Genomic DNA, 14,925 nt, shown 5'->3' with positions numbered 1-14,925 from the left:
CTTCATAAGTGCTTTACATTCTATAACTCTATTTTGAGTTGGACTTTTTATTTACTGGTTATTTGAACTCAATTCAGGTACAAGTAAGCAAGGTATAGAGTAGAACAATAGAGGATAAATACGTGAGTGACTTGAATTTAGAGTTTTTAGATCAGACCATAGATAAGTACGAAGCAAAAGACAAAAAAATTAAGAAAATTCGTGTTGGATATAAACTATACGCAAAATTTATGGCTCATCAAAAGTTCGCGGATGAAGTAATTAATTCAGCATTAGATCCAGATAAGCGTAGCTATCGAGGTATTCGAGTTAAAATTACCCATGATGATTATGAATTAACTTTTCTAATGAAAAATTAGTTTTTGATGCTGTAATTTTAATTATTTAACCTACTCAATATTTTGGGTAGGTTTTTTTATTGTTTTTAAAAAATCCTTGGTAAAAAAAGCCAAAGTAGATTTTTTGTTACATAAACTTACCGAGTATTAAACAAATAAAACATGAATTCGGCGAATTTAGGTTTTTATGGGTGCTTTTTGATCAAAATTATTTCATATCGTGTCATTTTTGCTCAACTGTTATTTATTTGATTAGGCTAACGGCTGTACATAACAATAACTTGAGGAACATAAATGCTGAAATTTCATGAGCATGTTGTTTTGGGTGCTATTTTTGATATGGATGGAACAATGTTTGATACTGAGCGTCTTCGGTTTCAAACATTGAAACAGGCATCTCAAGAACTTATCGGTCAGTCTTTTTCCAATGCGTACTTAATGGCATGTTTAGGCTTAAGTGCCACAACAGCACATGAATTGGCACAGGAAACCTATGGAGCAGATATTCCTTATGCAGCAATTCGTAAACGTGCAGATGAATTGGAATTAGAGTCTGTACGTAGCTATGGTGTTCCAATTAAAAAGGGGCTTGTTCAGGTTCTAGAGCGTTTAAGAAAGTCAGGTTTACGTATGGCGGTAGCGACTTCTAGTCGCCGTGCCATTGCAGAAGAATATTTGATTAATGCCAATGTATATAAATTCTTTGATGTGGTGGTCTGTGGCGATGAGGTTGAAAAGGGCAAACCTCATCCAGAGATTTTTTTGACCGCTGCGGAAAAGCTCAATTTAAACGCTGACCAATGCTTAATGTTTGAAGATTCGGAAAATGGTGTGACATCGGCATTTGATGCTAAAGGTATTACCGTTTTATTCAAAGATATTAAGCCAGCAAATACCAATATGCGTGGCAAAGCCAATTACTATTACGAAAACATGTATGACTATCTGAAAGATTTAGATGGTTATATTGCCAAACAAGATTTACCCCAATTACAAGAATCTTTTCCTCAAACTTTAAATCAGCTAACTGTCGGTATTCATGGATTTGGTGCGATTGGTGGCGGTTATTTAGCACAAGTCCTTTCACACTGGGACGGTTATACGCGTCCAAAACGCATACTGGCTTCAACACGGAATCATTTGTTCCGTGAAGCAGTGAATGCCTTTGCTGGTTATTGTATTCGCTATGGGCAAATCTCTTATGACGAAGCAATTCGTAATGTGTTGGTGATTGATGCGGATGATGAAGCACAAATGATGGATATGTATGTTGAATCCAGCTTGATCGCCGTGTGTTTACCTGAGAATGCTTTAGTACATGAGGTGAAGATGATTGCTAAAGGCTTGTATGAGCGACATAACCATCAAGCTCGACAATCTAAAGAACCGCTGACAGTTTTGATTATTCTGAACAAGGTGAATGCGAAACAGCTCTTTCTTGATTATTTACGACAAGCACTGAATGAATTAACCAGTATTGCAGTGACCGAGCAAATTTTACAACAACATTATTTTTGCGATACGGTGGTTAACCGTATGGTCTCGAAGCTCAGTCAGAAAAATTTGTATCGTCAACTGAAAATTAAATACAGTATTTTTAAACAGTTTCAGGAAGAAGTCGAAAATGAAAATGCTGATTTAGATGAAAGTATTCAGTTGGATTCCACACAGACACATCAGGCTTCTTTGTATATCGATGATTTACGCCGTAATTTCCAACCGGGTCATATTTTACAAAGTATGGATTTAATATTATTTCATGCTGAATTGGATATGCCGATTTATGTGGAAAATCAAAGTCCTTTACTGAGTAAAATGCGACAAATGATCGTTGTGGATGATATTTCCGAAATTCAACTGATCAAAAATCGCTTATGGAACGGGACACATGCCTTGTTGGCGTGGTATGCCTGCTTATTGGGGCATGAAACGATTGGGATTGCTATGGGTGATGTGCGTGTGCAGCAGTTTAGCCAACAGGTTTTAGCACAAGTTAAGCTGGGTTTATTGCTTCAACTGCCACATCGGGAAGCGGATTTGAATCGTTTAACGCAGAGTTTTACAGATTCTTGTAAATTTGCCTTTAAAGACCCTTGTTCGCGGGTAGCACGAGATCCTTTACGCAAGCTGGAGTCAGGCGAACGGGTTCTATCTTCTGTACAGCAGCTCATTGTAAATGGACAAGCCTATGATTACTTGGTTGCGGGTGCCATATTGGGTTATGCCTATGCCATTTTGCATAATCAAATGCCTTTAGATGAGGTTGTGACCGCGATGCAGTATGAAGTAGATCAACTGTTATTGACTGTTCCTCAGCAACAAGCCTTATTCATGCATTTAAAATGTGGTTTGGTGAATTTGCTTCAGCATCCAGACCAGTTTCATCCTAAGCAAATTTTAAGTTATTTGGATGCAACTCTCTTCAATTGAGCATAATTTGATTGATTTTCAGTTGAAGCTGAGTATTTCTACACTTTGCCTTGCATGAGTTGGGTAAATAACGTGTTTTAATATCACTTTGCAGTTTAAAGTGATATTAAACGTGTCTTTAGATCACATCAGTCATGTTGTTCCGACAAGCCGCCGTGATTATCCCGAATGGCATCATGGTCGGGAACAATATGCTTTGTGGTATATCGAAATTCAAAATCCAGAGTTGATTTTGTATCTTAATCAAGTTCAAGATTATTTCTCTGAATATTTGTTATTTCCCAATACACGTCAGTTTCATATCACACTGTTTATTTGCGGTTTTTTAGCACAAAATCAAGCCATTTTTGATGATGACTTCACACAACAGCAATTCCAACAACAATATCTGTGCTTAAAATCACATCTACCTCAAAAATTTAAACTTAAAATAGGTGCTCTGAATAGTTTCAGTAGCGCCTTATATCTTGATGTTTTAGATACCGACCTAGCTTTAGAAAAAATCAGAGCGCAATGTGCCCAGTTTAGTGATGAAGTTGCGGCATTAAGCTATTGTCCGCATATTACCGTGGGTCTATATAACGCTGCGTATCCCAGCCAAAGTATTTTAGACAAAATGGCCACATTTCCTGCTCAGCAGTTTGAAATTGACATTAGCCAGATCAAGTTTGGTTATTATCAGGCTCAAGTTTTACAAGGCCCTTTACATACTCTACAGAACATTTCATTAGGTGACGTATGTTGCAACTCATATTAGGAGGTGCTCGTTCAGGTAAAAGTCGTTTGGCTGAACAGATTGCACAAGATTCGGGGCTTAAGGTTCATTATGTGGCAACCGCTCAGGCTTTAGATGCTGAAATGCAGCAACGGATTCAACATCATCAATCGCAACGACCATCACATTGGCAACTCAGCGAAGAAACGTTGTATTTAGCCGATTGTTTGCAGCGTATAGATGCGCCAGAACAACTGATCTTAGTGGATTGCTTGACCTTATGGATGACCAATCTCTTATTGGCAGATGATCAAAACTTATTGGCACATCAGATGCAAAAATTACTCGACGTTTTACCGACTTTATCTTCCACAATTATTCTTGTGAGTAATGAAACTGGTTTAGGCGTTGTGCCTATGGGAGAGTTAAGCCGTAAGTTTGTGGATGAGTCGGGGCGATTGCATCAACAACTGGCTCAACTTGCCGATAAAGTACAGTTTTGTGTGGCGGGATTATCAATGCAATTAAAAGGAGATAAATCATGAGCTGGTGGTTAGAGGCGTGTCAACAACCGAATGATGCAGCGAAACAACGTGCAGAAGCGCGCCAATTACAACTCACCAAGCCTACAGGTTCTTTGTCTGAGTTAGAACGTATCGCAATTTTATTGGCAAGTTTGCAGAATAAAGATCAACCAGATATTCAAGCGCCGTGGATTAGTATTTTTGCTGGCGATCATGGGGTGATGGAAGAGAATATTTCCGCTTATCCTCAAGCAGTGACCCGTCAAATGTTACTGAATTTCACCACGGGTGGTGCCTGTATTAGTGTGATTGCCAAGGAATATGCGGCAACTTTACAAGTCATTGACTGTGGTACGGTGGGAGATGCTTATCAATATCCACACGTAGAAACCCATTGTATTGCTCCAGGCACAGCCAATTTTGCCAAACAGCCTGCAATGACAGAAGAACAAAGTATTGCAGCCATGAATTTGGGTAAGCAAAGTGTCGAACGTGCCGTAAAGGAAAAAGCCTCTATCTATGTTGCGGGTGAAATGGGCATTGGCAATACTTGTTCAGCCTCTGCTTTGGCATGTATGTTACTCAATGAAGCTGCGGAACAACTTACAGGGGTTGGCACGGGTATTCGTGCAGAGCAGTTAGCACATAAAAAACAAGTGATCGACCGTGCAGTAGCATTACACCGTGATGATGTTCAGCAAGATGCTTTCAAAGCCTTATGCGCCGTCGGTGGTTTAGAAATTGCTGCGATGGTTGGTGCATATATCCGTTGTGCGCAATTGGGTCTACCAATGGTCATTGATGGTTTTATCAGTACGGCTGCTGCACTGGTTGCAGTCCAACTGAACCCTGCGGTACGTGAATGGATGCTGTTTGGACACCAATCTGCCGAGTATGGGCATCAACGCTTATTGCAAGAGTTAAATGCAGAACCAATTTTAAAGTTAAATTTACGCTTAGGTGAAGCCAGTGGTGCAGGTGCAGCACTCGGCATTATTAAATTGGCATGTCATTTACATAATCAAATGGCGACATTTGCAGAAGCCGCTGTGATTGGTGAGAAAATTTAGGAAATCTGCTATGCATTTAAAGATTGATCTACTACGACATGGCGAAAGTGAACTGAGTCATACGCTGCGCGGTTCACTGGATGATGCTTTGACAGCTAAGGGGTGGCAACAAATGCTGAGCAGTATAGGTCAATCTCAAACTCTGCCTCAGCAATGGGATGTAGTCTTTTCCTCACCCTTGCAGCGTTGTTCTATGTTCGCGGAACACTTTGTAAAAGAGCGGGATATACCGCTTATTTTAGATAAAAACCTGCAAGAAATGCATTTTGGCGATTGGGAAGGACAGTCGATCCAACAACTGTATGAACAATTTCCTGAAACTTTGGCAGACTTCTGGCAAAAACCAACGCAGACTACACTTCCCAATGCGGAAACTATGCAGCAGTTTCATCTCCGAGTCAGTACAGCAATAACAAACATACAGCAGCAGATGCAGCTCAATGGTTGGCAATCTGCATTGGTGGTCACACATGGCGGTGTCATCAAACTGTTAAAATGTATGGTGTTACAGCAACCCTTGGATGATGTGTTGAAAATGTCGGCGGAATTGGGGCAACTCAATTCTTTTCATTGGGACGCGGTTACACAGATGTTGGCTTTAAAGGAGTTAATATGACTCCATTTCTGATTGCTTTACAGTTCTTGACTACGTTACGAATTCAACTTAAAGAAATGCCGACGGCTGAGCAGAATGCAAACTCGATTTTATTTTATCCCTTGGTGGGTCTAATTATAGGGCTGATCTTATATGTCGTGGCGCTGTTGTTGTCAGGATTGCCTACAGTTCTACTCTCAAGTTTAATTCTGGTGCTTTGGATTTGGCTGACAGGAGGCTTACATCTCGATGGTTTGGCGGATACTGCCGATGCATGGGTCGGAGGCTTTGGAGACAAGGAGCGCACACTTCGTATTATGAAAGACCCGAGTTGTGGACCAATTGGGGTTTTAAGTTTAATTATTGTCTGCGTATTAAAATGGTCTGCCTTATATGTATTGCTAGAGCAGAAAGCAGCACTGGCTTTATTACTGTTTCCGTTGCTTGCGCGAATTTCGCCTTTGGCTTTATTTGTGAGCACACCATATGTTCGTTCCAATGGATTAGGTTCGAGTATTGCAGCACATTTGCCTAAGCGCCGTGTATATGGCGTGATTGCACTCAGTTTGAGTCTAGTCTTGTATTTTTACGGTATAGGCTTACTTACAGGACTGGCATGGGTACTAACATTCTTTTATCTACGTGCTAAGTTCCTGCAACGTCTAGGCGGCATTACAGGAGATACCATTGGTGCGAGTATTGAGTTAAGTGAAACAATCTGCTTGTTGATATTTGTGATCGGTCTGAATTATTTGCCGATGACTACCTTATTTTAAGTTTTTAACCAACTCATTAGCCTAAGCAACGTGATACCAGATGAATTAAGTTCGGGCCGAGAATTACCATAAATACACCTGCTAAAACCATAGTTAGGGAAGCAATTACACCTTCTTCATGATGACGCATGAATGCTTTATGGGTACCAAAGCCATGTGCTGCATTGCCTAGCGAAGCGCCTTGTGCAAAGGCGGAGTTCAGTTTTAACAGCAGTAGTACGGTGTCTCCCAAAAGTACGCCTGCAATCCCTGTAATCATGGTAAATAAAATCACCAGTTCGACTGAACCGCCAATATGCGAGGTCAGTTCCATCGCAAAGGGAGTCGAGATCGAGCGTGACATTAGGCTGTAGGTGGTTTGGCTATCAAAATGAAAAAGTTTTGCCAAATAAAAGGCACTGATTACACCAGCACTCATTCCAATGACAATTCCAAGAGCAATAGAAAACAGATGTTCACGAATCAGTTGACGATATTCATAGATAGGGATGGCAAAGGCGATGGTTGCGGGTCCAAGCATCCAGACAATCCAATGGTTATCGAGCATGTAAGTGTCATAGGAGATATGGAAACCCAACAAGATTAAAATCAGCACAAAAGGAACGAGCATGGCAGGGGACAGCAGCATATAAGGGTAACGACGATAGAGTTTTTTCGCCAAGACGTACCCGATAATGGTTGCAATGAAACAAAATAGCGCCGTGAAGTTCATGAGTGTGCTTCCAATTTGGCTTTATGATGACTGTGTTTTTGCTGAAGTTTACGTTCGAGTTTAAAACCAAAATGAACACTGTATGCGGTCATCACCATAACGCAGATGGTTCCAAGTACAACCGCAAGAATAAGTTGCCAGCCTTGAGTGATAAAGAGCTGTTTATATTTAACTAAGCCCACGACACAGGGAATAAACATCAACACCAATTCGGCAAGAATGAAATCTGCTCCTGATTTAATCCACACCAATTTCATGATGCCTGACATCAGAGCAAATAGAAGCAGAATGAGTCCGATCACGCCCGCAGAAATAGGAAGATGAAAGAATTGCTGAATAAAGGAACCGATCCACCAGAGTCCAATTAAAAATAAAAGTTGAGTGATGACTTTGAGGGGATAAGGCATTTTTGAAGTATTGGGAGAGGACATGATACAAACAGGTTTAAACAACATGAGGGTATTTTAAAATTGACCTGTCGTATGGATTATGAATAATAAAAAAATAATTATGTAAATATGGAATATTTTTGTGGATATCAAAAGTCTACAAATCTTTGTTACCTTGGTAGAGGTTCAAAGTTTTACATTGGCAGCAGAACAGCTCAATTTAACTCAACCGACCATTAGTAAGGCAATGCGCGGTCTAGAAGAGCAACTCGGAGTCGCACTGTTACATAAAGGGGAAGCAGGACGTAAACGCGGCGTGGCTTTGACTTATGTGGGGCAGCAAGTGTATGAACATGCATTAATTATTTTGAATGAACAGCAGCGTATTTTTGATACGGTGACACAAGTCAGAGGATTGAAAAAAGGTAAGCTAACGATTGGTCTACCACCTTTGGCAGCCATGATGCTAAGTACTGTGATTGCCAAATTTCATAGTCAATATCCGCATATCGAGTTGAACTTTCTGGAAGTCGGGGCGACAGGCATCGAAGAGGCGATTTTTCGTAAAGAGGTTGATGCTGGGGTGGTGATGGGAGAGTTAAAACCTTTACTGAGTGGATTTGAAATTATCAACTCACCGATTTGTCTACTGGCAAAGAAAAGCTCACATTGGCGTAAAAAACAAGAAATTAAACTGATTGAACTCAAGGAGGAATCTTTTTTACTGTATGCCAATACATTTACGCTAAACAACGTCATTATTCAGGCGGCACAGTCTGTAGGTTTTGAACCGAAAGTGGCTTGTCGGAGTAGTCAATGGGACTTTATTGCCAAGCTGGTTGAATCGAATGTCGGGATTGCTTTACTTCCTCAGGCTTATTGTGAGCGACTAAATCGTGAAGAGTTTCATATTGCTTTGCTGACAGAGCCGAAGATCAACTGGAACTTAAAGATGGCTTGGAATAGCACGGTCACTATGACTCCAGCGACTCGGGCTTGGCTGAATGTTATTGAAGATAATTTGGAAAGTATTCATTTTTAGCTAAAAAAAACTATATAAATTATGTTCTAATCTAGAATTCGTATGTTTGTTGAACGAAATCGTTCTAGAAAAAATACCGTCAAGGATTATTATTACCACATCTATCCGTGCTTATTTAAATGCCGATGAGCTTAAAGCGGGGTAGGATAAGGTCTTAACTGAATTCGAAAGGTGGGTTTGCGCAAATTTCGTACAAAATTGCTCTTGAATAATTTACAAATAAACATATTATGAAAATATATATTGTTTTAGGTGGAACGTAGAAAATGCATGACTATCTAACTGCTTTTATCGGTGGAACACTGCTTGGTGTATCCGCCGTTGGTTATTTGTGGGTCAATGGTCGTATTGCAGGAATTAGCGGCCTGATTTCACAAGTCCTTAGTCCCAAAACATTATTTGGCTCACCAGCAGTTTGGTTTTTATTGGGGTTAATTATCGTGCCATTTGCTTATGGAGCATTTACGCAACCACAGATTCAAATTGAGAGCTCACCGTTCATTATGATTTTAGCGGGTTTATTGGTGGGTTTTGGTACGCGACTAGGTTCTGGATGTACCAGTGGTCATGGAATTTGTGGGATTAGTCGTTTATCCAAACGATCACTCATAGCAACAGCAACATTTATGCTTGCTGGCGCCGTGACTGTATTTGTAATGCGTCATATTTTGGGAGCATAAACATGAAAAATATATTTGCCTTTATTTTTGGTGGTCTATTTGCCATTGGTTTAATGTTTTCAGGAATGTCTAATCCAGAAAAAGTACTGAATTTTTTGGATATTTTTGGCACTTGGGATGCTAGTCTGGCATTTGTGATGATGGGTGCAATTGCGGTGGCGTTTATTCCTTTTCAGATACTCTCTAAACAACAAGCCCCAAAAACGGTTTTTAAAGAACCGATTGCAATGCCTAAGAATACACAGATTGATTCAAGATTAATTCTAGGGAGCGCAATTTTTGGTATGGGTTGGGGCTTAGCAGGTATTTGTCCCGCACCAAGTCTTACCTTGATTGGTTTAGGGCACTATCAAACGCTATATTTTATTATTGCTATGGCAATAGGTATGATTATATTTAATAAAACGATGGGAGTGAAATAGTGTTGATAAAACCAATCGTTAAAGCTTTTTTTGATAAAGAAACCAATACTTTTAGCTATGTGGTTACAGACCCGAAGAGTCGCCAATCTGCCATTATCGATAGTGTGCTGAATTATGATGCTGCATCTGCAACGACAAAGACAACTTTGGCGGATGAAATAATTTCATATGTTCAACAAAATAGCCTAAGCATAAATTGGATTTTAGAAACACATGTCCATGCTGACCATCTAACAGCTTCCCAATATTTAAAACAGAAGGTGGGGGGAGTGGTTGCCATTAGTGAAAAGATTGCGATTGTGCAGGAAACCTTTAGCGCAATTTACAACCTTGAACCCAAATATTTTAATGCGACACGCTCATTTGATTATTTATTTAAAGATGGCGAACATTTCAAAATTGGTGAAATAGACGCATATAACATTCCAACACCAGGACATACGCCAGCTTGCCTAAGCTACGTGATTGGTGATGCTGTATTTGTCGGTGATACGCTATTTATGCCTGATTACGGTACAGCACGCTGTGATTTTCCTAAAGGTAGCGCAGCGACGTTATTTGACTCAGTGCAAAAGCTGTTTACTTTAGATGGCAATATGCGCGTGTTCTTATGCCACGACTATTTACCTGAAGATCGTGATCATTTTATTTATGAAACCAGTATTGCTGAACAAAAAAAGCATAATATTCATATCAATGAAAGCATTAAAAAAGAAGATTTTGTCCAGATGCGGAATCAACGCGATGCAACTTTAAACATGCCTAAATTGATTTTACCTGCCATACAAATCAATATGCAGGCTGGACAATTCCCTGAACCTGAAGAAAATGGGATTCGTTATTTGAAAATTCCATTTAATTTTTTCAAATCTAGCATATAAACATGAAATAAACGCATAAAAATCAGGATAATACATCACTATTATCTCTGATTTTTAGTATTTTCATAAATAGCCTAAGCAAATTTATTGATTCTTAAAAACTAAAAAGCCACTATATATAAAAACGCCAGATAGAAGCACTATGATCCTTAATCATCAAATACAGAAATCAGAAAACCCAAGTGAATTGGAGCCTGTTGTACTCATTCATGGGTTATTCGGCAGTTTGAGTAACCTTGGCATGTTGGCTCGGGCTTTCGATCAACGTACAGTAATACAGTTAGATGTACGTAATCATGGGTTATCTGAGCATAGTGAACAGATGAACTATGCTTTGATGGCGCAGGATGTGTTAGAGACTTTGGATCATCTACAGATTGAAAAATTTTCCCTCATTGGGCACTCCATGGGCGGAAAAATAAGCATGAAAGTGGCGGAGAAGGCTGAAAATCGTGTGGTAGGTCTAATTGTGTTAGATATCGCGCCATTTGCTTATCAAGAAAATCATCACGAACAAATTTTTAAAGCATTATTTGCTGTACAGGAAGCTGCACCAGCATCTAGATTACAAGCTACTGAAATCATGAAGAAATTTATTCAAGAAGATATGGTGATTCAATTTTTATTGAAATCATTTACGCAAGGAAAATGGCGATTCAATTTAAATGCTATTTTTGCGCATTATGCTGAGATATTGTCTTGGCAAGAGATAAAGCCTTATACAAAGCCTGTGTTATTTTTACGTGGTGGGTTATCTCCATACATTCATAAACCTGAGCATTTTGATGCTATTCAGGAACAGTTTCCAGTTGCTGAAATAAAAGAGGTTTTGAATGCAGGACATTGGCTACACGCTGAAAAGACAGATGAAGTTTTATTAGAGATCTCTAACTTTTTAAAATAATAAGATCATGTTCTACAGCGATATCGCTGTAGAACAGTAAGTAGCTAAGACAGAATAAGTCTTTATTAATCATGGTCTTATGCTTTTATATGCTGCATTTCGTATAATCTATATTATGTTAAATAGGATATCTAAAGACTGTAGCCTACGCAACACAGTTGGTGCTACTGCAATGACTACCTAATTACTAGAATTTGACTAATTTATATTTAGAAAAAAGTTAACTAGAAAATAAGCTGTAATTTTCTATGTTAATTACGTTTAAATTCCAACCCTCTCATTTTTCAACTAGCTCAGGTTATAATGATGTCCTCCCAAAATATGGTTGATCTATTATGAACGCCTCTAATGACCCTCTACACGGCAAAAAACTTGCTGACATTTTGGATGAATTATTGGATTACTACGGTGGCTTTGAAGGCTTAAGTCGTAAAATTGAAATTAGATGTTTTTGCATAGATCCAAGTGTTAAATCATCATTGCGATTCTTGCGTACCACACCATGGGCACGTGAAAAAGTAGAAAGCTTATATTTGTATGTCTTACGCCAAAAAGCCAAACAGAAATCGTAGCTATCAAAACCCAGCCTCAGCATAATATTTTATACCAAATACTAAACTACACTTATTGAATAGCCATCGATTTTGTAGACACCTGTTAGTTAGTGGTGGACTACCACCACTCTCCTAGACAAATTTAGTCTATTCTTAAGACTTTTTTTAGTAGGAAAATATGTATTCATAGCTAGGTTCGTGAACCAAATATTTTATAAGTTATCATTTTAATGCTCTAAGTAATTAAATTTATTGTTTATTAAGCATAAATTTAATTGTGAATTAGATTTTAGTTGCGAACGAAAAAGATACTATGGGATTGTTATTTATTTCAGGAATTTCTAAAAAATGAAAAAATATATTTCTTTTATCTGTATGGTTTTATCTGTACTAGCCCTCCCAGCTTGTACTAAAAATACCTTATATTTTACTCCTGAAGTAACTGGTTATATTTATGACAGTAAAACTCATAAACCATTGAGTAATCAAACTGGATATATGGGTTTTAATGGCCGAACTGATAGTGATAATGCCAAAATTAATTTGAAGTCGGATGGTAGCTTTACCATTCCTGCTATTACAGCAACGTATTACTTTATAAGACCTGATGTAAAGGAATACACTAATTTCCCTTCAGAAATTTTTATAAGTTTTAAGAATTATCAACCTAAAATTATTGATTATTCAGAGGCATATAGTCGACAAGTTTCAGAAGGTAAGTCTAGTTTTAGTCATTATAAAAAAATTGATTTAGGTAAAATCTATTTAGATCGAGAATAATTTTTTATTCAGTCACATAGCTCAATCTTAAAAAGCCCTTCTTAGGGGCTTTTTTATTTCACTTACTCTCGGCCTTAATACCACGAGCACCAAATAACAGAATATTAAGACAGCTACTTGACTTTCGTATTAAATAAAACAGCATTTCTCACCCCAACCCCATCAAAAAATACTCAAGCAACCTCTCCCGTTCATCTGGTTTATTTGGGTCTAAAAGCTGAACCATTGCCCCGTCTATCACAAACAAAAACAGGTGTGCATCTTGTTTTAAAGCATTCGAATTAGTCGTTAAAAGCAAATTATAGATTTCATTCATCAGCCAGTTTCGGTACTCAATTACAAGCTGATATGCCTTTGGATATAATTTCGAAATTTCAAAAATCGCTTTAAACGGCAAATTGTAAAACCCTTCTATATTGGCATGTAAAAAGAAAATTTTACGAAGCTTTTCAACCATCGATAACTCTTTATTAACGTAGATAATCGAAATAACTTCATGTTTAAGACCATCTGTTTGAAAAGTTAAACTCATTTCAATAAGACGTTCTTTTGAGTGAAAGTAATTATAAAACGTAGCTTTTGGAATTTTTGCCGACCTAATAATTTGGTCTATCCCTACATTGTGAAAGCCATATTTATTAAAAAGAAACCTTGAAGTATGAAGCACACTTAAAGCACGAAATGAGAGAGCTAAATTTGGCATAGTTTTACGGTTAAAATAAATTCTTGTTGTATATAAAAGAGATATAAAAGCCTTTTACTTTTTTTAAGGTGAAAAAAAGGCGTAGCAAAGCCATAAAGACTGTGCCTAGCACATCTCAAGTTTTATTGTTGATCTAAGTTTTTTAGTAATAACAAATGAAAGCCTGAACAGCCGAACGGCGATCAAACCTTAGTAAAAGTTTAAGTTGTGTCGTTATAGTGTACTTTGGCAATGGCTGCCAAAAAAATATGAATGTGCAAAGCCAACTCCTTTATATATGGAGTTCTGCCAGAGCATAAGAGGTTTATGGTGGCAGAACGAAAGAGGGTTGACAGACTGGAGAAAGACTTAACCAGCACACCCGAAGGTGTCCCTCTCCCGTCCTACCGCAACGGGAGGGAACGAGGAGTTCGCGCACAAAAATATCCCTCAGAAGGAATAACTCTGATACGGTCTTTCATTGCGGTCTGTCAAAACCGGCTGGCAATGTGACCAGCACGCAAATGTTAATCTTCAATATTTAAGGTGTCAATGTAAAATTGGCTAGAAAATATTTAAATAATTATTGTTTTTCACTTAAATGAAGGAAATTAAATTTGATAAACGAACGTAGATTTCTTCAGCTATTTTTTCTGGAGGCTCATTTGTTATGATTTTTTCACATTTCAAATTCATAAAAATTGGAAAGCGGGCTCTAATTTTTTTTTCTTCTTTTTCTACAGAGCTATTTAAGTATGATCTTTTGAGTTGCCGACGTATAATTTCTTTTGTACAGCTTTCTATTTCTAATGATGGTAGTAATAAAAATGTAAAAGGATTGAGTTCTATGTCTTGTCTTATTTCTTTATAACCAGAAAAAATATCTACTTGATAAGTCATAAAACCTGAAGAACAAACAATTATATATAATTTGTTTTTATCAAAAGATTCTTTAAGTTCATTGTATAGCTGAATATTCCTAATAGCATATTTATCATAACCATTTTGATTGATATATTCAGAAATATTACCTTCAGTATCAAGAAAATATTGATCTAAATCATGATAACTTAACTCCATTTTCTGTGCTAAGTGGATTGCTGTTGATGTCTTCCCTGCACCTCCTGGACCAATAAAATGAATAATCATAAAACCTCTCATTTAAGATATTAAATTTTTCTAAAATTAACACAATACAACTTATATTGAATAAGATATTTGGAAAGTAATCATGTTTTATATTAATAAAACATTCTACAAAGTTGTTCTTATCTCTTCAGGAACGGCATTTTTAGAATACTTATGATGGAAATAATTAATTTTGTTTTTCTTAATCACAACAAACAGGAATGTAGGAATTAGCCCATATAAAGAATCAATTAAACTTTTCTTAGAATTTATAGCATCAATAAAAGTATTTTTATCGAATGC

Annotated in this window: 18 protein-coding genes; 14 read left to right on the top strand and 4 right to left on the bottom strand. The window is 37.7% G+C overall.

The window, feature by feature from the left end:
• The first annotated feature begins 122 nt into the window (after positions 1–122).
• From M5E07_RS08590 to M5E07_RS08560, 7 genes are all read left to right on the top strand, one after another.
• A complete protein-coding gene (locus M5E07_RS08590; RefSeq protein ID WP_116760598.1) occupies positions 123–359 on the top strand; it encodes a hypothetical protein in 237 nt (78 codons plus the stop codon).
• A gap of 273 nt (positions 360–632) precedes the next feature.
• The gene (mtlD, locus tag M5E07_RS08585) at positions 633–2,768 is read left to right on the top strand and encodes a bifunctional mannitol-1-phosphate dehydrogenase/phosphatase (protein ID WP_252218510.1); all 2,136 of its coding nucleotides are present in this window, start codon (positions 633–635) and stop codon (positions 2,766–2,768) included.
• A gap of 112 nt (positions 2,769–2,880) precedes the next feature.
• Positions 2,881–3,525 carry a 2'-5' RNA ligase family protein gene (locus tag M5E07_RS08580; RefSeq protein ID WP_252218509.1) on the top strand — a complete coding sequence of 215 codons (645 nt, stop codon included), beginning with the start codon at positions 2,881–2,883 and terminating at the stop codon, positions 3,523–3,525.
• Complete coding sequence (gene cobU, locus M5E07_RS08575; RefSeq protein ID WP_252218506.1) at positions 3,507–4,028, top strand: bifunctional adenosylcobinamide kinase/adenosylcobinamide-phosphate guanylyltransferase; 522 nt, start codon at positions 3,507–3,509, stop codon at positions 4,026–4,028. The genes M5E07_RS08580 and cobU overlap by 19 nt, the downstream gene beginning before the upstream one ends.
• The gene (gene cobT, locus M5E07_RS08570) at positions 4,025–5,077 is read left to right on the top strand and encodes a nicotinate-nucleotide--dimethylbenzimidazole phosphoribosyltransferase (protein WP_252218504.1); all 1,053 of its coding nucleotides are present in this window, start codon (positions 4,025–4,027) and stop codon (positions 5,075–5,077) included. The genes cobU and cobT overlap by 4 nt, the downstream gene beginning before the upstream one ends.
• A gap of 10 nt (positions 5,078–5,087) precedes the next feature.
• On the top strand, positions 5,088–5,693 hold the full coding sequence (locus M5E07_RS08565) for a histidine phosphatase family protein (RefSeq protein ID WP_252218502.1): 606 nt from the start codon (positions 5,088–5,090) through the stop codon (positions 5,691–5,693).
• Entirely contained in the window at positions 5,690–6,448 is a 759-nt protein-coding gene (locus tag M5E07_RS08560) for an adenosylcobinamide-GDP ribazoletransferase (protein WP_252218499.1), read from the top strand. The genes M5E07_RS08565 and M5E07_RS08560 overlap by 4 nt, the downstream gene beginning before the upstream one ends.
• Before the next feature lie 16 nt (positions 6,449–6,464).
• On the opposite strand, the gene M5E07_RS08555 is transcribed toward M5E07_RS08560, so the two are convergent.
• Together M5E07_RS08555 and M5E07_RS08550 are read right to left on the bottom strand one after the other, a co-directional pair.
• Positions 6,465–7,160 (bottom strand): LrgB family protein, encoded by a 696-nt coding sequence (locus M5E07_RS08555; RefSeq protein WP_252218497.1) that lies wholly within the window; start codon positions 7,158–7,160, stop codon positions 6,465–6,467.
• A complete protein-coding gene (locus M5E07_RS08550; protein ID WP_434087809.1) occupies positions 7,157–7,567 on the bottom strand; it encodes a CidA/LrgA family protein in 411 nt (136 codons plus the stop codon). The genes M5E07_RS08555 and M5E07_RS08550 overlap by 4 nt, the downstream gene beginning before the upstream one ends.
• A 124-nt stretch (positions 7,568–7,691) precedes the next feature.
• Between M5E07_RS08550 and M5E07_RS08545 the strand changes: the two genes are divergently transcribed.
• The 7 genes from M5E07_RS08545 to M5E07_RS08515 all read left to right on the top strand — a co-directional run bounded on the left by M5E07_RS08545 (position 7,692) and on the right by M5E07_RS08515 (position 12,812).
• Positions 7,692–8,591, top strand: a complete 900-nt coding sequence (locus M5E07_RS08545) for a LysR family transcriptional regulator (RefSeq protein ID WP_252218492.1) — start codon at positions 7,692–7,694, stop codon at positions 8,589–8,591.
• Positions 8,592–8,857: 266 nt separating this feature from the next.
• Positions 8,858–9,271 carry a YeeE/YedE family protein gene (locus M5E07_RS08540; protein WP_252218491.1) on the top strand — a complete coding sequence of 138 codons (414 nt, stop codon included), beginning with the start codon at positions 8,858–8,860 and terminating at the stop codon, positions 9,269–9,271.
• Between the two features lie 2 nt (positions 9,272–9,273).
• A complete protein-coding gene (locus tag M5E07_RS08535) occupies positions 9,274–9,693 on the top strand; it encodes a DUF6691 family protein (RefSeq protein WP_252218489.1) in 420 nt (139 codons plus the stop codon).
• Positions 9,694–9,695: 2 nt separating this feature from the next.
• Complete coding sequence (locus tag M5E07_RS08530) at positions 9,696–10,574, top strand: MBL fold metallo-hydrolase (RefSeq protein WP_252223759.1); 879 nt, start codon at positions 9,696–9,698, stop codon at positions 10,572–10,574.
• A gap of 142 nt (positions 10,575–10,716) precedes the next feature.
• A complete protein-coding gene (locus M5E07_RS08525) occupies positions 10,717–11,478 on the top strand; it encodes an alpha/beta fold hydrolase (protein ID WP_252218486.1) in 762 nt (253 codons plus the stop codon).
• A gap of 335 nt (positions 11,479–11,813) precedes the next feature.
• Positions 11,814–12,050 carry a VF530 family protein gene (locus tag M5E07_RS08520; protein ID WP_003651786.1) on the top strand — a complete coding sequence of 79 codons (237 nt, stop codon included), beginning with the start codon at positions 11,814–11,816 and terminating at the stop codon, positions 12,048–12,050.
• 330 nt (positions 12,051–12,380) lie between these two features.
• Positions 12,381–12,812 carry a hypothetical protein gene (locus tag M5E07_RS08515; RefSeq protein WP_252218483.1) on the top strand — a complete coding sequence of 144 codons (432 nt, stop codon included), beginning with the start codon at positions 12,381–12,383 and terminating at the stop codon, positions 12,810–12,812.
• Positions 12,813–12,960: 148 nt separating this feature from the next.
• Here M5E07_RS08515 and M5E07_RS08510 read toward each other — a convergent pair whose 3' ends face one another.
• Together M5E07_RS08510 and M5E07_RS08500 are read right to left on the bottom strand one after the other, a co-directional pair.
• Complete coding sequence (locus M5E07_RS08510; protein ID WP_252218481.1) at positions 12,961–13,515, bottom strand: TetR/AcrR family transcriptional regulator; 555 nt, start codon at positions 13,513–13,515, stop codon at positions 12,961–12,963.
• A 576-nt stretch (positions 13,516–14,091) separates the two neighbouring features.
• Positions 14,092–14,643 carry a shikimate kinase gene (locus M5E07_RS08500; RefSeq protein WP_252218478.1) on the bottom strand — a complete coding sequence of 184 codons (552 nt, stop codon included), beginning with the start codon at positions 14,641–14,643 and terminating at the stop codon, positions 14,092–14,094.
• Positions 14,644–14,925: the final 282 nt, after the last annotated feature.

Source organism: Acinetobacter tibetensis, from assembly GCF_023824315.1.
GTDB lineage: Bacteria > Pseudomonadota > Gammaproteobacteria > Pseudomonadales > Moraxellaceae > Acinetobacter > Acinetobacter tibetensis.
Note: the sequence above shows the minus strand (reverse complement) of the source record. Positions and strands in the feature narration are given on the sequence as shown.